This is a genomic window from Candidatus Nitrosocosmicus franklandus (assembly GCF_900696045.1).
GTDB lineage: Archaea > Thermoproteota > Nitrososphaeria > Nitrososphaerales > Nitrososphaeraceae > Nitrosocosmicus > Nitrosocosmicus franklandus_A.
Genome location: NZ_LR216287.1, coordinates 2,214,788 through 2,234,436, shown reverse-complemented (window position 1 = coordinate 2,234,436; position 19,649 = coordinate 2,214,788). Strand labels below are relative to the sequence as shown.

The following is a 19,649-nucleotide window of genomic DNA, read 5'->3' as shown; positions in this document are numbered from 1 at the left end:
TTTGAAGCGGTACTTGTAAGTAATAAATTCCATGACACCTTAAAAGTTCACCTTAAATCACTTGAGCGGAAAAAAATGGGAAGAGAATAGTGAATAATAGTTTGCTCTCTATTAGCAGGAGCCTTTTGACCAACCCACTTTGTATCCAGAGGCATATTGTCCGGTACCGGGACTATATTGGTAACAATGGTCATGATCCCACCAGCCCTGTTTACATCCATCTATCCATGCGTTAGATTTGCCTGAATAATCTGTGCAGTGTTTAGCAGCATCTACAGGTTGATAGATTATCAGTGAAGGTGCTAATGCTATCGAGGTTACTGCGATTGCTATTGCAAACAATTTGGCGTTAAATTCCATTGTAACTGTTGACTTTGACTTCTATAAAAATATTTAATTTTTTTCCAAATTTTTAAAATTATTATTCGCATAGGTTTACTTTATTGATTTTTTTTGTTAGTTATGATATCAGTTATCAAATATGTTATATACTACTAATTGAATTGTTAAATAATGAAGATTAACAACCACGTAACCAAATCATTGGTTTTGGCACTAACGGCAGCAGCATTAACAAGCATTGCAATAGTTTCGACAAGCTTGTCTCCAAATACAGTATTTGCAAACCACGAGTTTGCAACTAACATGACAGGTCAGGAAGAAGTTCCACCTGTTGACACGCAAGCAATAGGTGAAACAATATTGGTTCAAGATTTACCTCTAAATCAGACTATTCACTACTTTGTTAATGTTACAGGAATAGAGGGAGTAACACAGGGACATATACATAGCGGAGCTCAGGGAGAAAATGGACCGGTTGTCGTAACCCTGTTTAACTTTGAATCACCCCAAAGCGAGGTTCTTCAAAATGGTACATTTGCAGCTACTAATTTGGAAGGACCAATGGAAGGAAAAGAACTATCTGATCTCATAGCAGCCATGCAAAACGGAACCACGTATGTCAATGTTCATACAGAACAGAATCCAGAAGGTGAAATAAGAGGACAATTAGTGGATATACCATAAAATATCCACTCCAACAATTTTTAAGTCGACAAACGAGCGTTTTTTTTGTTTATTTGTATTTTTTTGATGCAAATACATCAGACCTGGATCGCGTGCGGTATCACAATAGAGATATCAGTGCAATGTTGATTTAGTTTTTGAACAATCGTTTGATTATCACTGTAACTAGTAGTTTATACGATAAATATACAACATAATTACCATTTATTGGGAAATTATTTAGAGACTTTCGGAGGAAATTAGACTTCTACATACCATTTACATTCAGGTATCCGATATGACACATCACTCATCCTTTATGTAAGTTCCATGCAAAGTATGAGCGGATTATACTCGTAAAGCCCAGCAGTCGTAATATTTACGTTAGCAATGTCAGAACTGCAAATAATTACGATGTTTCTTTCGGTATATGGGTTAAAAGCCGTAAAGGCATTATACCCTCCTCCTGTTACCTCATTATGTCGAATAATTTCAGCACCAAAATTTGTTGTCACAAACCATCCTAATCCGATATAAAACCTTACAGAATCCGTGTTATTTTGATTCGTTATCGGTATTTCGTTTTCAATTATCTCATCTGAAGTGTGTCATGTCAAATTCGATTGTTGCATAGCGTCATTTAGTTTTGTTTTCATAAACCCGATGTTAGCAGAGATAAACTTTAACATGTCACTTGCAGATGGATAAAATCCTCCGCATGGAACTATAAGGTTTGACTAATTAAACAATTCAAATTCTTGTCCATACAAATTTCCAACCGCCAATCTAGAATTTTGTTCATCAAGAAGAAATATTCGAGTATCGTCCATTCCAAGGACATATAAAATTCGTTTCTTTAATAGATCTTTATAAGAAGTATTATTTGACAATAATAGCAATATGTTATCCAGATAGTTACTATTTTAAACCAAAAATTATCCTTCAATAGTATTGGCTATGCGACGTACTATTTAAACATACAGAACAAAAGACAATATGTTACTATACATAGGAACTTCATTTCGGGGTATGTAAGGCAAATTTGACCATAATAAAGGACTTATAATTGAACCATCTGTAAGCAGCAAACCCTTTCATAATTTCAATAGCTTCGTTCATGCAGAAAAACATATTTAAAAAAAGAGGTCAAAAGATTCTCTCAATACTTTTGGCCACTTAATAAATCTACGATGTGACCGGGGGTCGAAATAATATCTTACAACCTTTTTTCATTTCACTAGCAATGTCTATACCATATTCTAACCCAAGGTGTATACAATATTCATTGTATTGTTTCACTGTTTCATTGTATGTTTGTATATCACGTTGTATCCCATTCATTTGAGTATCAGTTTTAGTAACAGGAAACTTATCAAGATCCCATTTATTGTTTATCCCGTCCAATCCATAACTATCCATCAATTTTTTTTGATACATTATCGAGTCCAATAGTTCCACTATTTGATTATACTCGAATTTGTTCTCTAGAGTTATGATAACCGATCGCCTGGGTATATTGCTTTCTGAAAGAAAAACCCTTGCAGTTTCAGATAAACCACAAGGGTCATCAGCCATCTTATCAGCATTTTGGAAATTAGTTTGTTTATTGTTCTCCATAACAGAGGTTTTTAAGTATTGATTGTTCATATATACTGCTATCATGCTAGCGATATATAAACATATGTTTTTATGCTAGCATGATAGCATCATAATTATAATTAATAAGAATACAGACTACATCTAAAAAACTATGACAATCCCACTAGTTTAAAAATAGTTTATGTACATTTTCCCTGGTAACATGCAATTTATACACTTCATCTTTTTTCAGAATAAAAACCTGGTCATGTGTTTCAAATAAATCTATGAGGTCTTGTGTACCAGACTCGAGCAATACGTCCGTCTTGTATGTGCAATACATGAATCCACCTATCCTATCATTGTCATATGCTTTTTCAATTGCCAATGCCTCTGTCAAGGAATTCTTTCCAATATCATTTATAAGAAAATCCATACAACATACTGGTTCATTATCAGCTTTATTCGCAATATTTTCCATTACCTTGCTACAGTAATCATAAATATCTTTCTCATTTTGAGTTTGAGAGATACCGTTTCTTTGTTTGATGTGTTGATGGTGGGGATGGTTATGGTGATTATTGAGATAAAAGTAAGGGTCTAACGTACAGTTACGCCACCCTAATCTATCAAGCAATTTAGCCGCTTGGATATCCGAAGGTCCACAAAAACATCTGTACAGGTTACTATCCTTAGCGAACTTATCCATCGATTTTAACAGTTTTATCAAAGATTCGTCATCTGAATAAATTATCAGATGGTGTTTTCTAATGGTCTCTGATTGATGCTGTTCTAACCACTTGTCTACAGCATCTCTTACTATGGAGTTTATAGATACACCTTTCTGGGTAGCCAAATTACCTAATTTTTCATGAACCTTATCGCTAAAACCTCTTATTACAAGGGTGTGAGTCACAATAGGAATAAGGTTACAGAATATTTATAGATACTGCTAGCAAGATAGCATTAATGATAAATTTATATAATGCTAGCATGCTAGCATTAGGTATGAATCAAACAAGTCAATCAAGGAAAATAGAAAATGAAAAAATAGTAAATGGGGTAAACGTTACAAACCTTTTTGGTACAATAAATGTCATCAAGGATAATCCCAACATCTCAAAGTTCAATTTCCGTGCAAAAGGCAAGTGGATTAATGGAGGACATAATCAAACCGTAATAAACGATTTTGATGGTGCATGTCAAACCCATGCTCGAGATAAGCCTTTTGTATTTGACAAAGACGAACCGCCTGTATTACTGGGTAAAGACCAGGGTGCCAACCCAGTAGAATACGCACTAGCTGCATTAAACGGTTGTCTCACTACGACATTAATCTACCATGCTGCTGCCCAAGGCATAAAGATTGAGGAGGTAGAATCAACATTATCAGGAGACCTCGATATCCAAGGACTTCTTGGTATGTCTGAGAAGGTAAGAAACGGATACGAGAAAATAAAAGTTACGTTCAAGGTAAAAGCAGACGCATCGGAAGAGAAAATAAAAGAACTAGTAGATCTGGCGCAAAAAAGATCACCAGTATTTGATATAATAGCACATCCAACCCCAATTGATGTATCAATTCAAAAGTGAGAATAACTCATCACCATGTATTTAATCAAAAATCATTATTTTTATTTTTGTACACAACAGCATAATTAATGCACTCTATCGACTTGCAAATTGCTTATGAGTCGAGAATCTCGAGTTTTTTGTGATTTGTATTCTTCTGTTGTTTGTTACAATATATTTCATGTTCCGATTTTCAGTTATTATTTTCGTTTACATAAACAGTAATTCATTGAGCAGTATCAAAAGCAAATTTGCCTTTCAATAAGTCATGTGCACATCTTATGAATAACACTAATGACTGATCAATTAGAATGTATAGGCTGCACCACAACTTCAAAACTCAATGGAGTCTGGAAGATATACAGGTATAATAGGTTGAAATTTAGGAAAAATAAATTTTGTAAAGTACAATCATTACCATATATACATATTTTGACTGTTACAAATTTACCTCATAGATGATTAGTATCTCAGATAATCTTTTAAATAATATTCTACAAAAGTTAGTGCTTTGTACTTACAACCGCATCCACATAGTATCGAATGTTAAATATTATGTTTTTACAAATAATATATATGAGGAATTTAATTACTAAACCAGAATTAGATACTAAAAATTTTGACAAGTCATTTCTTAAATTGGTCTCGTTTATTATTTTTTCAGGGGTGGCAGGACTATTATATTATGACTTTGTCTATCAAAACGCATTTGCACAAACTCTTCAAGAACTTTGCACTCCAGACAGAGGAATAAATACATCTCAATCAAACTGTTTTTCCAATGCTCCAGTTCAACCAACATATAATATGACAACGACAGATAACGCTAGACCGCCATCAGAAATTGGGCCCACTTATGCTAACAATACTACTAACTAATTAATTAATTAATCCAAAAGTCAAACAATAAAGAATGAACTTTTTTCTATCAATCTTTTTAAAATAAAAAAGTTTTTCGGTTGGACCATTATCGGTTATAAATAATCTAGTGATTTCAATCTGTCACTAGTAGCAAACATCCAAAAAGTCTATCACACGTCTGTTTTATCTTGTTTCGAATTATAATTTTCTATCACCTTGGAGTCGTATCAATATTCAAGTATCAGAAATAGCAATAGTAGTATGTTACCATTAGAATTTTATTAATTAAATTGATCGACACTTTTCCGTAGCTCAGTTCATGTTATCAGTTATTTGACATAAACGAGCAACGACATCTTTCAAGAAAGAAAGGGAATCAAGAAGTGCGGAAATGGATTTAACATCGGACGTAACACGTTTTGTATTGCAAAAAGTGGAAATCGATGAAAATTATGGTTTTGGCAACAACATAAAAACGAGACATCAACACTCAGAAAGATTTATTCGAAGGGAGATGGATCTTTGTTTTGAAATATCTTTTTCTTTATAATCAGTCAATAAGGATCTAATCAATGTTGTCAGGATATGATTAACTACCATTTCTGTGATTGACACAGTTCCAACAGCAAATTAACTATTATTATTCGTTTTACTAGAATCAATCATCATACATTCAACATAACTTTCGTTAATCTTATAAATGAAGATCCATGGTCATAATTATGACTTCTTTAACTCCTAAAGAATTACTTACAACTACAAGAGCAGTAAGAAAGAGACTTGATCTTGAAAAACCCGTGGAAATAGAATTGGTTAAAAAATGTATAGAAATAGCCCAACAGGCCCCTTCTGCTTCAAATAGACAGAATTGGCACTTTTTGATTATTACTGATCAATACTTGAAGAATTCATTGTCAGATCTTTTTCAAAAAGGATGGCAATCATATATAGATTCACCAACTTCTGTTGCCAAGACTATGAATTCTGATGACCCAAAGAAAAGTAAAACACAAAGAAGAATATACGAATCAGCAAAATATTTGGTAGACAATCTAAAAAATGTTCCTGTATTTGTTATTCCTTGTGTTGAAGGCAGAACCGATGGATCAAACGTATCCGTAGTAGTCCAAAGTGCTATATGGGGATCCATAGCTCCTGCAGTTTGGAATTTCATGTTAGCTGCCAGATTGCATGGATTAGGAACTACTTGGACCAGCTTCCATCTTAGGTTTGAAAAAGACGCCTCCGAATTATTGAAAATCCCATATGAAAAAGTTATGCAGGTGGCTTTGCTTCCCGTAGCATATTATAAGGGAAGTTCGTTTAAGCCTGCACCAAGAGATCCAGTAGATAAAATAATACATGTAAATACATGGTAGGTAGGTAGGCAGGCATAAAGAATGATAATAACGAATTATTAGAACAGCATCAAAGATTCAAAGCTATCAATTGTCATCTGTGAATTAGAACCAAAAAAAGAGGATTGCATATTTCCATAAAAAAGTGTGTTACCAAAATATGTTAAACTTGTCGTATGTGGTTGAAAGAATTGTTCCTGTTACCAATCCGAATCTTACAGATTGATTTACACTATTATTATAATTGATAAAGAAGCTACTAGAGCCAGTTAGATATATGAATATTTTCAATTAATTCGAGATAATAGTGTTATCTTAATGTGTCCTACTTCTTTTGTCATAGAAAAATAATTTGCTTATAGAAACACTTTGAATTTCCCATTAATCAGTAATATCCTCAAACTCTAACTATCTATATTACAATAAGTTCGCTACGAATGTATAATTCTTTAACCACTGTTAAAGCAAAGAAGCCTGCTAGATTATTTGATTTTTACAGCGCCTATTTAACAAAATTAAATTTTAACTTTCATATTTTCAATGTGGTCCCCAGTGGTCCATTTGGTTTAATTCTACCCTTGAGAAATTTTAATTAACAAAATCTATCGAACGAGCAAAATGCAAGTCTAACAGGATCCTCCCGTAATTTATATGGAGTTTTGTGTTTTTCTAACTGCTGCCCAAGTATCTTAATCAGGAACCAAAAGATCAGTTTTGCATTGACAATACATTACACAATAACCTATTTTTCATTCGGAGAGTGTCCAAAAATACCAGTAACCAATCAGTTATCGGGTGCAACGATCAGTAGTATTAACGGCTTGGTGAAAACTAAATTTAAACCATTGTTATTGTAAATGGTTTTTCCCTAAACTGTTTCTATAATAAAAAATAGGTAATCGACAGACATCCCATATAATAGCATACGCGGAAATATCCATCTAATAAAAAACTGAACTTTTTGTTTATTGTCGGTTTGTTTCGATTTTTAGCGAAATTGAATGATTCAAGGGATCATAAAACCTGAATATCTTTGGCTTCTGCCTTAAAACCTATCTTAGAATGTGTTCCATCACAGTACGGTTTATTTTTAGAACCCCCGCACCTGCATAACGCTGCAGTGGTCTTACCATCCACCATTACCAAGATGGGCCCATTTTCGGTACATTTGAGTTCGACTTTTGCCATATTCTATTACCATAGTCTAAATATATAAAGAATATTGTTTCCTTCCTTTAAAGCATCTGGCAGTAATAAAAAATTCTGATACTATGTTTTTACTATATTATTTAACACTGTAGATTTAAAAGCTCAAGATATTATTATATTTAGAATTAGATTTTTAAGTTCAAACAGTTTCTTTAGTCATAATCGACTAATCCTTAGATCTAGTGTTTATATATACAAGAAATTCTCATCTGTTATTTAGGAAAGTAAAAATATCTACAAATCTCTTTTGGAGAAACGAGGAATAATTAATATATTTATACACTAATTTTTGAAATTGAGGGGGTAGAATGAATACTATCATTAAAATGTTAGACAGGGTTAATTCCAAAGCTATTGACAAGATATACAAGAAATCAGTCAAGTAAATAATATTTTCAGGCTCTGTTCATTTAACGATAAACCTATAGCTTGAAGATGTCCTATTTCTTTTATGATTAGCAGAAACAGAACACCTTCAAGGTATGTGTATTATGGCTTACATTTGTACTTTTCAGGTTTATCTTTAAGAAAAGCCTCGGAAAGATTGTCTCAGATGTATAAAAGAAACCATGTCTCCATCTGGAATTGGATTCAAAAATACAGGCCTCAAAAATTGAAAGCATCAAGAAGAAGAATTCTAGAATATATTGTAGACGAGACAATGTTGAAGGTAGGGTCAGAATACATCTGGCTTTGGGTGGCGATAGAGCCTGCAAACAGACAGATCCTCGCACTTTCTATATCCAAAGAGAGAAACATGTTTGTTGCAGAAAGATATCTTTCTAATTTGATCAAAGTTCATGGAAAGCACCCAGTTTCTACAGATGGTGGGACTTGGTATCCCATGGCTTGTCAGTTTCTCAAACTCGATCACCATATTCATTCTTCTTACGAGAAAAGTGTAATCGAAAGAACGATGCAATATATCAAGGATAGAACCGAAAGTTTCGATGATTACTTTCCTTGTAGAATAAAGAACTGCAAGTTAAAGCATGTACGGAATTGGCTGCGGCTCTTTGTAGACTATCATAACAATGAAATAAAACATGTTAACTGAACAGAGCCTATTTTCATACACGTATACACATTAACTGGATCATTTTGTCCCACTGTTTGTTTAGAAAACGACAAATCTTTAATACCTTATGCTCGCAATAATTGTAAATCCGTTGTGATAGTATTGATAAGAATTGAAAGAATATACAACAATCCAAAAGGAAAGAGTGATGACGGAAATAGCGGATTCCGAATTTTGGTAGACAGGCTTTGGCCCCGAGGGCTAAGAAAAAACGACGTACATGTTGATCTTTGGATAAAAGACATTGCACCAAGTACTTCATTAAGGAAATGGTTTAACCACGATAAAAGTAAATGGGATGAATTTAAATTAAGGTATTTTAAAGAACTTGAGAAATGTGATAAATTGGTGAATGCCATTTTGGGCAAGGGAGAAAAAGGCACAATTATATTGCTATATGGAGCAAAAGACGAAAATTTTAACAATGCTATTGCATTGAAGGAATATCTTGAAAATTTTAAAAAGTAATATGTGGATTGATATATTTAAGATCGCTTAATTACGTGTCAGAGTAAAATGAAACTGACAAGATTTTCAGGTCATATTGTTAATTAGATAAAAGACAGATGTAATTAAATTATTTTTATTCATACATAAAAAAATATGATTTGATATCTGAACAGAAGGCTGTTAATTTATTTCATTTATTCATTATTACAATATTTGGGATCCTGATATAAAATTAATCAAATTTGATTAGAATGGTATCAAAATGTATAATAATTTATAGAAATCAACAAATTTTACAACACAAAGAGGAACTTTTATACAAATTGTTTTATATACTAGATATGATCAATGGAGGACAAAGAATTCGTTAGAGTAGCTGATATTCAAGACATACCTTCATCAAAGATGAAAGAGGTTCAAGTTGAAGGAGAGAGCATATGCATCATTAATGTTAACGGTAAATATTATGCCATCGGTAGCATCTGTACTCATGAGGGAGGTCCTCTTGCAGACGGCACTCTCGATGAATATGAAATCGAATGTCCTTGGCATAATTCTAAATTTGACGTAAGAACTGGGGAGGTGACAAGTCCCCCAGCAAGCGAACCCGAACCGGTTTATGAAGTAAAAACAGAAGGCAGTAACATCCTGATTAAGGTACATAGTAAAGGTAAATCACCTCCCCTAGTGGAATTAGAATTATTAGAAAAAGTTAAGGTTGAGGGAACCGATGTTATGTCATTTAAGTTTAGCAAACAAAAAAGCCAAACAGTAATAGAGGGTCAACAAACACCGCTATCAGATTATAACGCCGGTCAATTCGCCTTTTTTGACATAGGCGATGTCAGCAACGATCCCAAAGGTCCGATTAGGCATTTTACCCTTTCATCGTCACCCACAGAGGACTTTATAATGTTCACTACCAGGATAAGGGAGTCCCCCTATAAGAAAAGGCTTGCTGTATTAGAGGAAGGCGCTAACGTCAAGGTTAAAGGTCCTGAGGGACAATTTGTATTGCATGAAGATTATACAAAACCAGCTATATTTATCTCTGGTGGAATAGGCGTTACTCCTTTTAGAAGCATGATTAAATATGTTATAGACAAAAAACTACCCTTAAAAATAGTGATGTTTGATTCAAATAAGAATCAAGACAACATTCTATTCAAAAAAGAGTTTGACGATTGGTCATCTTTAAACGAGAATCTAAGGATCATCTATACTATAAGCGAAGACAACCGTGGCGAATATCAATCACATGCCGACAACAATTGGAAGGGAGAGTATGGTAGGATAAACAAATCAATGATCTTAAAGTATCTCGACAATCCCTTATTAAACAACGCTATATTCTACATCTGCGGTCCTCCAGGTATGTTGAAGGCTATGAAGTTATTATTGCAGGAAGAATTAAAAATTTCGAGTGAAAAAATCAAAATAGAAGAATTTACAGGTTATTAAGAGCTTGGTAATAAAAGATTCTAATCCGTTGGAACCGATCAAGAAAATCAAAAATGATGTAATAATTACTATAATCCAAGTCGTTTCTAATTTCTTGAATCTACTTGTTATGATGAATTATATTCAAACAAGATTTGAAATTTTGACAGTTTATATCTGGTCGATACAATAGTATCATTAAAGTACAGGTATAAGAAAAGAATTCTCAGGTGTAATCCCTATATTTATTTAGTCGCTAATTTCCCTCTTTTATATGCGGGATGTAGGGAGATATGTAAACCAAGTTAACAGTAATAACAAATCAGCAAAAGTACCCTGTATATTGTGATCTGAATTATTTCTCGAACTTTTTATTTTTTATTATTTCGTTTGTTTTTTCTTCTCCTTCCTTAATTGCGCTTTTGATTGTTTCTGGTGAAAAATCAGCATTTTCCGTTATATGCGGATTTGGCTCGTCACGTTTCACATAGTAAATTTCTTTTATCTCGGCTCCGTGTTCTTGTTTGTATACTTTATATTTTTGACGTATTCTCTTGAGTTGTTTTTCTTCTATTTGTAATTTGTCAATATTATTTTCTATTGTCTTATAAAGCTCTTCGATATAGTCCAAGTACCTTGATATTACCTTTGACATTTGCACATTGTGTTCCGTTTTGTCAGAAAACATAATATCTCGAGCTCTGTGATAAACCTCAGGCAAATTGTTTGGTAGACTATCAATCTTCTTTGGATAATTTTCTACGATAAATATTCTTTTATCTCTTACTGGTGTAGCTGTTATAACCTCCCTTAATGGAGTGTTACTAAGCAAACTACCATCCCAAGCAAAGACTCCATCCTCTACTTCAACCCAAGGAAAGTTATATGATGGATAGGCAGATGTCGCTAAGACATGCTTAGCAGTTATTTGCTCCTTATGGCTATCAAATGTTAATGGACGTGCATTTAAAACATTAACCGCTGTTAAAATTAATCGAGCCTTAGAACGACCCCCAGGCCTCAATTTATCATAATCGATATATCTTTCCAAGGTTTTTGCCAAAGGAAAATGATCGTATAAAAAAGTCCATTTTTGAGGTGCAAAATATTCGGGATCAGTTAAAGCATATTCCGGTGACCATCTAGGGATAAACATTTTGCTATTTCCAAAAATAATGGAGCTGTAAAACGACTTTATTTGTTTTAATTTTGTCTCCATTTGAATTCCATTTGCAAGATAGGTTTCTTTAATTCCTGTCCCTATCGCAGCAAAGAAGGGTAAATTAAACGAATAATTACCCAACATTGAAGGTATCTGAAATGTTTTCATGTATCTATTCCAAGCAAAAAAAGGAGATAGTTTGTCGATATCTATAAAGCCTTCTGACAGTTCCAACCAAAAATCCTCCAAGAGCTGATCTACACGTTCCTCTTTTCTGCTGCCAGCTATAATTGCAGCGTTTACACCACCAATGGAGGTTCCAGCGATCACATCTAGGTTGATATTATTTTTCGCAAGAGCTTTGTAGACACCACAACCAAATGCACCCAAAGAACCACCACCCTGAAGTATCAACACATTCTCAAGACCGTTATCGGACATGATCAAATACTGTATCCTTGGACAAGTAATTATACACTATTATTCCTTATTTAGAATTTTGATAGTTGTTTTATGCAATTTAGATGAATTTATATTTTTTATTTTACATTCTTGATAAAATGAAGCAAAATGATAAAGAAGCATCCTTCAAAATACTAGTGAAATGATGGATTCTTTCTCCGTGTATATTGTGTATAAATACATGAACATGACCGTCATTCTTTGAATTCGTAATATAGAAATTGTTCCAAACCAACTATCCACCCATCTCTCTCGTCCTCCTCTTCCCAGCCGCCGCTACCCCCCTCTCCTCCAACCACCATTTAGAATATCATCCTAAAAACTCAACTTTACTTCTAAATAGGATAGATTCACATTAGCATATTGTTGACTATAAAAAGATAGTAGCCTGCATATTTGCAAGATTTCTTCAAAGGTCTTGCTCATTGATATCCGCGCACCTTTTAATCCACCTATAAACAAATTTCCCTCTACATCCACCCTCACTCTAATACTATATCCTTCACCATAATCACACAGAGTAAAAACAGATCGAGGTATGTTTATTTAGCCTTGTGAAAAAGTGCAATAAACCGGTTGGATGATATTAGTGTAAAAATTACTACTTTTATTTCGGAAAATATTTCTATATAGATACCAACATTCATAACTAAAAATGGTTACAAGATAATACAGTACATAAATAGCAGTAAATGCTTTTAAGATGAGTTTAATTAGTGAGTGTATGAAGAATGTTTGATGATTTTGTAGATAAGGTAATTGAATGTAGGCAATGTCCTCGTTTGATCAGATATATAGATCAGGTTGCTCAGACAAAAGTCAAGAGATTTAACAAAGAGAATTATTGGGCAAAACCCTTACCAGGATTTGGTGATTTGAATGCCGCTCTTTTAATTATCGGATTAGCACCCGCAGCTCATGGTGGCAATAGAACCGGCAGAATATTCACAGGAGACAGCTCCGGCGATTGGTTAGCAAAAGCGTTATATGAAACAGGTTTCGCAAATCAGGAAACGAGTATATCAAGGAATGACGGGTACAATTTAACAAACGCTTACGTTACAGCGATAGTTAAATGTGCTCCACCAAAGAATATCCCCACCCCAATAGAGATACAGAATTGTTGTCAACATTTGAAAACCGAAATAGAACTGTTAGGAAACCACATCAAAGTTATTATTACACTTGGAAAAATCGCATTTGATGGTTACTGTAAAATATCAGGATTAAAGGGATTGTCCTTTGGTCATAATTTAATCTATCCGATAAGTGAGAACAAGAAATTAATATCTTCATATCATCCTAGTAGAAGAAATACAAATACAGGAACCCTGACATGGGATATGTGGATCGATGTATTCAAGTCTGCACAATTGCTTGTTAAGACATAACGAAACAGATCAGATTTTCAAGGAACGATTAGTCATTTAACTAACTTATAACATAGTTTGACATCTATAAATAATAAGGAGAAGCAGTACTCGTAATAGTTCTATAAAATAAAGTTTCCTATATTATGGTTGTCTAGTGTTTTCTTTTTCTGGTAATGAAGTCTGTCCGCTAATGAATCCAGGAAGGACAAACAATAATAATACATGATTTATTCAAATTTAACAAATTTGAATAGAATATACCACTAGCTTGTATCGTTTAATAGAAGTTATGTCTAATCCACAAGATTGTTTTATGGGATTGAGTTGTCTATACGATGTTTTACACATCAGATTAGGAATTATAACTCAATAACGGTAGTTGAGGAGTTTAAAGTAAAATGAGAAATTAGTTGCGATTTTGATTTGATCGTGTTTAGAATTTGACCTAGATTAAGCCTTGATATTCTCTCTTTTCATACTCGTTGATACCGTACAACGTTATATGATATTCCCTTCCATTATCCGGAGTCATTATATAATCTCGTTCGGTTAAAGAAGATATCGCCACTTGTGTAAGATCATTTATTCGTTCTCTGTCAATGGCCAAATCATTACTTAATAAAGTCAATATCTTTGACTTTAATTCATCCAATGTCAACTTCGATATACCTATTTTGTATAGATCATAAAGTGAAGATAAAATTATTCCTTCTATTCTCTGAATAATTTTTTCAACTTCAGGTGAATAATCCATAATAGTATTGAAACATGATCTTATATTATTTTGTTCATTATACCTTTAATCCATATGGAAATTTTGACTCATCCTCCTTTACATTAACCGTAAACTAAAAGTAGAGGTTAAGAGATCCGCCTGTTCAGAGGACACCATACAAATCATTGTAGTTAATTTATCTTTTGACAGTTTATGTGTCATTATTACACAACCTTATCGTGATGTAACACTCTCCCCAGACAACTAAATAAATCCCAACACGTCATATCAATCAAATATGCAAATACATTAATGATGTAAGCTCGGTCGCTGTTTATCATTGTTAAATAAGGTTTTATCAGAAAGCCATTACTACGAGTACCATGATGTGTAGGATAAATAACGGCTCTACTATGTAGACCCGTATCCAACGCACATCAGGTCGGAAACTTGCCGAATTTCATATTTTCATATTAGATCATATACGCAATGAGAAAGCTGCTGGTTGTAATTTACTATTGCCCATGATAAAAAATTCGATTAATTGTAGTGCTGTCAACAAATGTCTGATTTTCTTGATACTTGTCTCTTCATGAATCGACGGGACATAGAAATTAGTAAATCAAATCAGCATAGTGTCATCAACAGCGCCGTTTGGATATCAAAGTTTGAGACAGGTCATAATTCACCACTTTGATATAAATATCCAGCGTTTATCCTCCTCCCCCTTTCTGGTAACAGATTCTTCTAAGTCAAAATAGTTTCTTGGCATAATAATAGTATATCAGCCTTTTCCACTATAGCGTTACTATCGATAATTATTCTGCTTATCTATGTCTAAGAATAAAAGTGATGATGAAATTATTAATCCATAGTTATCTATACCGCCATAGTTTGATCCTTTAATTTATCGGAGAGCCGTACTGAAAGATACGGAATTCTGAGGATTAAATATGATTTCTTGTCCAGCATTATTCCATAGTAATAATGCATTGATATTGCCATTCAATGTTACTTCATTTCCTAATACGGGTTCCTTACCTGTCATTACTTCGTTAAGGTCAACGTTATAAAGCGTTTGTCCGGGGGCCAATGATGCCACTTTTTGCAGCGGGACCACAGCCGATTGTAGGACTTGATTTCCTTGCATGTTTGCCACTATTAATTCTAGTCCGTCTGTTTCAGGTAGATTCAAAAGTACGGATCCATCGGTAACAGTGCATGGACCAAGTGCCACTATAAGTCGCGCTCCTCTGTCTTGTAATAAAGATGTAGCCAATGGAAGTGTAGATGCTCTTGAAGAACAGTTTGACAATGAAGGTGAGGATGTGGAAACGGAAGATCCACTACGATCCGGAAGTGTGAATGTTCCACTGTTAATGATGACTTGTGGAGGAGGTATTCGAGCTGGGGATTGGCTTGTAGTAATCGTTGATCCTGGTAGTGGGGGTGTGTTTGCGCTATTTTCTGTTGGTGTAGTTGGTGTAGTTGGTGTGCTATCAGGTGATGGAGGAGAGGAAGGTGTAGTTGGTGTAGTTGGTGTGCTATCAGGTGATGGAGGAGAGGAAGGTGTAGTTGGTGTAGTTGGTGTGCTATCAGGTGATGGAGGAGAGGAAGGTGTAGTTGGTGTAGTTGTACCACTACTGTCACCAGTCGAGGCGGAGGAGGATGGTAGTTTGCTAAGTTTATCAGCACCAGGTAAACGTTGAACTGCAATGCCTCCATCAGTTGTTGTTGGCGTAGTTGTACCGCTGTCATCAGCCTGCGGTTTTACAACTTTATCCGTTAAAATCGGACCAGGTAGTCGTTGAATGGCTCCCGTGTCCTCTTCTCCTACTACTTCAACACCAGTTGGAAGGCCACCCACACAATCTGGGTCTTTCTTATCCGCTAACCCGTCGCTGTCGTTATCTATACCATCATCACATATACTTTCATGTTTTACTGTTTGAGAACCCGGAATTGATTGACCAGGGAATTCGGCAGGAATTCCCTGCTTTGGTCCTCCAAAATGGTCAAACCAAAATCCCTGTATTTCATTACAATCAGAGTCACCAGAATCGATCAATTCATCGCCGTCATCATCAACTCCATTGGTACATACTTCACTTTTAGTTTCTTGTTCATTTTGTGGATTGGTTGATTCGAACTGGTCGGCAGTTTCATAGAAAACCTCCCCCTCTGGTTGATTACTAGGAACTGATTCTCCGTCATCGACATTCGTTCCACTATCACCATTATCCTCATTATCTCCATTATCACCTCCACTAGCACCTTCGCTTTCATCGTTACTATCGCCACCATCGTCTTTTCCTGTCGTCGCACTGGCCATATTTACAAAGGAATTAGAATCTTGATCAATATTAGAAAAAGGGTTCGAGAGAAAAGTTGTAAGAGCGATACTGATTAAGATAGTACCCAATACACAAGACATCATTTGAATTTTTAAACCATTTAGATAATTTTTCAAATGTGTTTGTTCTTCTCCTGTATCAAGAGTATATATCAGAATTAGCCTATAATTTTTTCGATATTTGAAATCTTACTTACTTCCGCTCAAATAGGGTAACATTCTTAGTCAAAGTAAATGAGTCCATCGATATAACTCCGCATAATTATTTGTATAGATTGAATGAAAATATTGCGAATTAATAGTTTGGAATTTAAATAAATAGTCTAATAAATCCTTCATTAGTCATCAATTATTCGGTCTATTGATGTATCAAAAAAGATAAAGATCCTTTTCGCTTCCCAACCAAATATCATTAATACATTTGATTGTCTGCCAAGGTAAGAGTAGAGACTTGCCAGATAATTTCTTTTCAAATGCAAAATAATTCTTATTTTTATTGCTTAATGTATCATAATAGGGTTTAAACACGACGAGACATATGATTTATCCACAAATAAATTCAGTGGAACAAAGTTAGTATATCATTCAAGTTCGAGGTCATTAGAAAAGGGATCTTATTTGTAAGCTCCTATAGATAGCCAATATTACAATAGTGTAAACAAGTTTAAATTTGTCTTTCACTTTGACTGGACAAATACAAAAGAGATCACTTAAATAACACTTTGTTTTCGGATATCAAAGGAAAGATAAACAAATGACAATAAATGTACTTGGATATGCATCAACCTCTGCAAGGGCACCATTAGTCCCGTATAATTTCGTTCGACGTAACCCGCGTGTTGATGATGTTGTTATTGAAATTCTTTATTGTGGAATATGTCATACAGATTTACATTATGTTCAGAATGACTGGGGAAGGAGCTCTTATCCCCTAGTTCCAGGACATGAGATTATTGGACGAGTGATAAGTGTAGGTTCCGACGTTAGGCGGTTCAAACCCAACGATATGGTCGGGGTAGGTTGTATGGTCGATTCGTGTCAGAACTGTTCTTCTTGTACTCAAGGGATGGAACAGTATTGTCAAGAGGGTCCGACATTTACCTATAATTCTATCGATCGACGTGACAAGACAACTACATTTGGTGGATATTCCGAAAAAATCATTGTCAATGAAAAATTTGTTTTAAGGATTCCAGAAAAGCTAGACCCGCGGGGTGCCGCACCGCTACTATGTGCAGGCATAACAACGTGGTCACCGCTACGTCATTGGAGAATAGGTATGGGATCTAACATTGGAGTAATAGGCTTGGGCGGGCTTGGCCACATGGCATTGAAGCTAGCAAAAGCCCTAGGTGCAAATGTTACGCTGTTTACACGATCTCCAAGTAAGGAGAAGGATGCTCGCGATTTGGGCGCTGACAATGTAGTGATCTCAACAAATACGAAACAGATGGGTGCTGTTAACAATAAGTTTGATTTGATTATAGACACCGTTCCTTATGCGCATGAACTTAATTCGTATCTACCTTTGTTATCCGTTAATGGAACTTTAGTGCTTGTAGGTTTTCCTGGTAACCTAGAGCCCACATTAAATACCACGCCGTTGATAATGGGGCGGAGGTCTATTGCTGGTTCTGATATCGGCGGAATTGCAGAAACTCAAGAACTTCTCGATTTTTGTGGAAACCATGGCATAACTGCAGACATAGAAATGATCAAAATTGAGGACATAAACAAAGCATATGAACGAATGTTAAAAAGCGATGTGAAATACAGATTCGTAATTGACATGTCATCGCTTAGGGAAATGAAATAAAAATATAGAGATAAATCATATATATTCACAAACAACAATAATCGCTTCTCTATTTCTGCAAATATTTCTGATCATTTCAACTATGATTGCCAGGTTCTTGCTCTTGGCCTAGGTATCGTAACACCACGCTCACTTCATCATCTCATTCCCCTCAGCACATTCATGTAGATCCAATTCAAATCCAGAAATGAAAATAAATTTGATGATGTTGTTTTACCATAAATAACGATGATAATTGCAATTCACTTTGGTAAAGGTATGAAAGCCAAATTATCGGCTGATGTCTTGCCATTTATCTATGCGTGTAGATAGATCAAATTTACGCACTCCACTGGAGACAACCCAAAATTAAAAGGATCATAATTATCCCTAAGTGTAAAGTACCTACTAATAGACTGCTGGATCAAGAGATTATGCAAGGGTGGTTGTTACCCCAAATTCTACCGCAGAGAACGCAAAGGTTTACAAGTCCAGTTCAAAATCCTATGTTTTATTGTATAGTTATCAGAGGAATTGTAATTTGATAATATAATATCTTAAGCTATTATGAATTCATCAAATAACCAAATCTAGTAAATTGCTACAAAAACTTAAACGATTCATAAATTTCTTCTAGTTGCTTTTGGATATTAAGAGAATCTAAGCTTTTGGTATTTTCCTGATCTTGTTCAAACAAGGTTATAAAACAACTATCTCTATTATCATTTATTATAAACGTTCTTTCATGTAATACTATATTCTTGTCACCATATGATCGCTTTACTATCACCGTTCCAGAGCGACCATTTCTAATAGGATATTTATCTAACTGTGATTCTTCGAGTATTGTCTCTTCGGGGTAAATTGTATCCTTTAATACTTTTTTTATAATCATTTCAAACGGAACGTCTGAAGTTATTCTTAAATACACTCTTTTAAACCCAAAAATTACCGAATCGCTGTGGATCAGTACATCGGCCCCAAAGCTCATTATGCTCTCATCCGTTATCTCAAACCAATCTGACGGATAATCAAAAGATATGCCTAATTCTTTATTTTCGTAGTGTTTCTTCTCCAACTCCATTTCTTTAATTCTCCTTTTCTTTCAATAAATTCTATTAGAGTGCAAGGTTAATAATGATCATATACATCCTGTCATTTTCTTAAGTTTATTTTATTATTCTGGTATGCTAAGCAAGCAAATCTTATTTCATATACCACATTTGCCATGATATTCT

The 19,649-nt window shown here is 34.5% G+C and carries 18 protein-coding genes; 9 read left to right on the top strand and 9 right to left on the bottom strand.

Going from position 1 to position 19,649, the window contains the following annotated elements:
* Positions 1-111: 111 nt before the first annotated feature.
* Positions 112-360 (bottom strand): hypothetical protein, encoded by a 249-nt coding sequence (locus NFRAN_RS10560; protein ID WP_134484959.1) that lies wholly within the window; start codon positions 358-360, stop codon positions 112-114.
* Positions 361-513: 153 nt separating this feature from the next.
* On the opposite strand from NFRAN_RS10560, the gene NFRAN_RS10555 reads away from it, so the two are divergent.
* Complete coding sequence (locus tag NFRAN_RS10555; protein ID WP_134484958.1) at positions 514-1,026, top strand: CHRD domain-containing protein; 513 nt, start codon at positions 514-516, stop codon at positions 1,024-1,026.
* Positions 1,027-1,322: 296 nt separating this feature from the next.
* Here the strand turns inward: NFRAN_RS10555 and NFRAN_RS10550 are convergent, their stop codons facing one another.
* From NFRAN_RS10550 to NFRAN_RS10540, 3 genes are all read right to left on the bottom strand, one after another.
* Positions 1,323-1,520 carry a hypothetical protein gene (locus NFRAN_RS10550; RefSeq protein WP_134484957.1) on the bottom strand — a complete coding sequence of 66 codons (198 nt, stop codon included), beginning with the start codon at positions 1,518-1,520 and terminating at the stop codon, positions 1,323-1,325.
* A 670-nt stretch (positions 1,521-2,190) separates the two neighbouring features.
* The gene (locus NFRAN_RS10545) at positions 2,191-2,652 is read right to left on the bottom strand and encodes a hypothetical protein (RefSeq protein ID WP_134484956.1); all 462 of its coding nucleotides are present in this window, start codon (positions 2,650-2,652) and stop codon (positions 2,191-2,193) included.
* Positions 2,653-2,767: 115 nt separating this feature from the next.
* The gene (locus NFRAN_RS10540) at positions 2,768-3,499 is read right to left on the bottom strand and encodes a hypothetical protein (RefSeq protein ID WP_134484955.1); all 732 of its coding nucleotides are present in this window, start codon (positions 3,497-3,499) and stop codon (positions 2,768-2,770) included.
* A 53-nt stretch (positions 3,500-3,552) separates the two neighbouring features.
* Here NFRAN_RS10540 and NFRAN_RS10535 point away from each other — a divergent pair, with 53 nt between their 5' ends.
* From NFRAN_RS10535 to NFRAN_RS10525, 3 genes are all read left to right on the top strand, one after another.
* Positions 3,553-4,176, top strand: coding sequence for an OsmC family protein (locus NFRAN_RS10535; RefSeq protein WP_197731177.1), 624 nt, complete (start codon positions 3,553-3,555; stop codon positions 4,174-4,176).
* 555 nt (positions 4,177-4,731) lie between these two features.
* Positions 4,732-5,034, top strand: coding sequence for a hypothetical protein (locus tag NFRAN_RS10530; protein ID WP_134484954.1), 303 nt, complete (start codon positions 4,732-4,734; stop codon positions 5,032-5,034).
* 704 nt (positions 5,035-5,738) lie between these two features.
* Positions 5,739-6,395 carry a nitroreductase family protein gene (locus NFRAN_RS10525; protein WP_134484953.1) on the top strand — a complete coding sequence of 219 codons (657 nt, stop codon included), beginning with the start codon at positions 5,739-5,741 and terminating at the stop codon, positions 6,393-6,395.
* 993 nt (positions 6,396-7,388) lie between these two features.
* Here NFRAN_RS10525 and NFRAN_RS10520 read toward each other — a convergent pair.
* Complete coding sequence (locus NFRAN_RS10520) at positions 7,389-7,562, bottom strand: CDGSH iron-sulfur domain-containing protein (protein WP_134484952.1); 174 nt, start codon at positions 7,560-7,562, stop codon at positions 7,389-7,391.
* 472 nt (positions 7,563-8,034) lie between these two features.
* Between NFRAN_RS10520 and NFRAN_RS10515 the strand changes: the two genes are divergently transcribed.
* From NFRAN_RS10515 to NFRAN_RS10505, 3 genes are all read left to right on the top strand, one after another.
* Positions 8,035-8,640: a DDE-type integrase/transposase/recombinase gene (locus tag NFRAN_RS10515; protein ID WP_134483188.1), complete on the top strand. Its 606-nt coding sequence runs from the start codon at positions 8,035-8,037 to the stop codon at positions 8,638-8,640.
* Positions 8,641-8,754: 114 nt separating this feature from the next.
* Entirely contained in the window at positions 8,755-9,129 is a 375-nt protein-coding gene (locus NFRAN_RS10510; RefSeq protein ID WP_232037996.1) for a DUF488 domain-containing protein, read from the top strand.
* Between the two features lie 330 nt (positions 9,130-9,459).
* The gene (locus NFRAN_RS10505) at positions 9,460-10,572 is read left to right on the top strand and encodes a Rieske 2Fe-2S domain-containing protein (RefSeq protein ID WP_134484951.1); all 1,113 of its coding nucleotides are present in this window, start codon (positions 9,460-9,462) and stop codon (positions 10,570-10,572) included.
* Positions 10,573-10,906: 334 nt separating this feature from the next.
* Here the strand turns inward: NFRAN_RS10505 and NFRAN_RS10500 are convergent, their stop codons facing one another.
* On the bottom strand, positions 10,907-12,154 hold the full coding sequence (locus NFRAN_RS10500) for a patatin-like phospholipase family protein (RefSeq protein ID WP_134484950.1): 1,248 nt from the start codon (positions 12,152-12,154) through the stop codon (positions 10,907-10,909).
* Positions 12,155-12,906: 752 nt separating this feature from the next.
* On the opposite strand from NFRAN_RS10500, the gene NFRAN_RS10495 reads away from it, so the two are divergent.
* The gene (locus NFRAN_RS10495; protein ID WP_134484949.1) at positions 12,907-13,566 is read left to right on the top strand and encodes a uracil-DNA glycosylase; all 660 of its coding nucleotides are present in this window, start codon (positions 12,907-12,909) and stop codon (positions 13,564-13,566) included.
* 427 nt (positions 13,567-13,993) lie between these two features.
* On the opposite strand, the gene NFRAN_RS10490 is transcribed toward NFRAN_RS10495, so the two are convergent.
* Entirely contained in the window at positions 13,994-14,302 is a 309-nt protein-coding gene (locus NFRAN_RS10490) for a hypothetical protein (RefSeq protein WP_134484948.1), read from the bottom strand.
* An 868-nt stretch (positions 14,303-15,170) separates the two neighbouring features.
* Entirely contained in the window at positions 15,171-16,733 is a 1,563-nt protein-coding gene (locus NFRAN_RS10485) for a hypothetical protein (protein WP_134484947.1), read from the bottom strand.
* Positions 16,734-17,370: 637 nt separating this feature from the next.
* Here NFRAN_RS10485 and NFRAN_RS10480 point away from each other — a divergent pair.
* Positions 17,371-18,432, top strand: a complete 1,062-nt coding sequence (locus NFRAN_RS10480) for an NAD(P)-dependent alcohol dehydrogenase (protein ID WP_134484946.1) — start codon at positions 17,371-17,373, stop codon at positions 18,430-18,432.
* Between the two features lie 580 nt (positions 18,433-19,012).
* Here NFRAN_RS10480 and NFRAN_RS10475 read toward each other — a convergent pair.
* Positions 19,013-19,495, bottom strand: coding sequence for a hypothetical protein (locus NFRAN_RS10475; RefSeq protein WP_134484945.1), 483 nt, complete (start codon positions 19,493-19,495; stop codon positions 19,013-19,015).
* Between the last annotated feature and the right edge of the window lie 154 nt (positions 19,496-19,649).

Coding starts and splice junctions, on each gene's coding strand:
- NFRAN_RS10560 (WP_134484959.1), bottom strand. CDS start 360: ATGGAATTTAACGCCAAATTGTTTGCAATAGCAATCGCAGTAACCTCG.
- NFRAN_RS10490 (WP_134484948.1), bottom strand. CDS start 14,302: ATGGATTATTCACCTGAAGTTGAAAAAATTATTCAGAGAATAGAAGGA.
- NFRAN_RS10530 (WP_134484954.1), top strand. CDS start 4,732: ATGAGGAATTTAATTACTAAACCAGAATTAGATACTAAAAATTTTGAC.
- NFRAN_RS10475 (WP_134484945.1), bottom strand. CDS start 19,495: ATGGAGTTGGAGAAGAAACACTACGAAAATAAAGAATTAGGCATATCT.
- NFRAN_RS10515 (WP_134483188.1), top strand. CDS start 8,035: ATGATTAGCAGAAACAGAACACCTTCAAGGTATGTGTATTATGGCTTA.
- NFRAN_RS10535 (WP_197731177.1), top strand. CDS start 3,553: ATGATAAATTTATATAATGCTAGCATGCTAGCATTAGGTATGAATCAA.
- NFRAN_RS10545 (WP_134484956.1), bottom strand. CDS start 2,652: ATGAACAATCAATACTTAAAAACCTCTGTTATGGAGAACAATAAACAA.
- NFRAN_RS10525 (WP_134484953.1), top strand. CDS start 5,739: ATGACTTCTTTAACTCCTAAAGAATTACTTACAACTACAAGAGCAGTA.
- NFRAN_RS10480 (WP_134484946.1), top strand. CDS start 17,371: ATGACAATAAATGTACTTGGATATGCATCAACCTCTGCAAGGGCACCA.
- NFRAN_RS10505 (WP_134484951.1), top strand. CDS start 9,460: ATGGAGGACAAAGAATTCGTTAGAGTAGCTGATATTCAAGACATACCT.
- NFRAN_RS10520 (WP_134484952.1), bottom strand. CDS start 7,562: ATGGCAAAAGTCGAACTCAAATGTACCGAAAATGGGCCCATCTTGGTA.
- NFRAN_RS10555 (WP_134484958.1), top strand. CDS start 514: ATGAAGATTAACAACCACGTAACCAAATCATTGGTTTTGGCACTAACG.
- NFRAN_RS10495 (WP_134484949.1), top strand. CDS start 12,907: ATGTTTGATGATTTTGTAGATAAGGTAATTGAATGTAGGCAATGTCCT.
- NFRAN_RS10500 (WP_134484950.1), bottom strand. CDS start 12,154: ATGTCCGATAACGGTCTTGAGAATGTGTTGATACTTCAGGGTGGTGGT.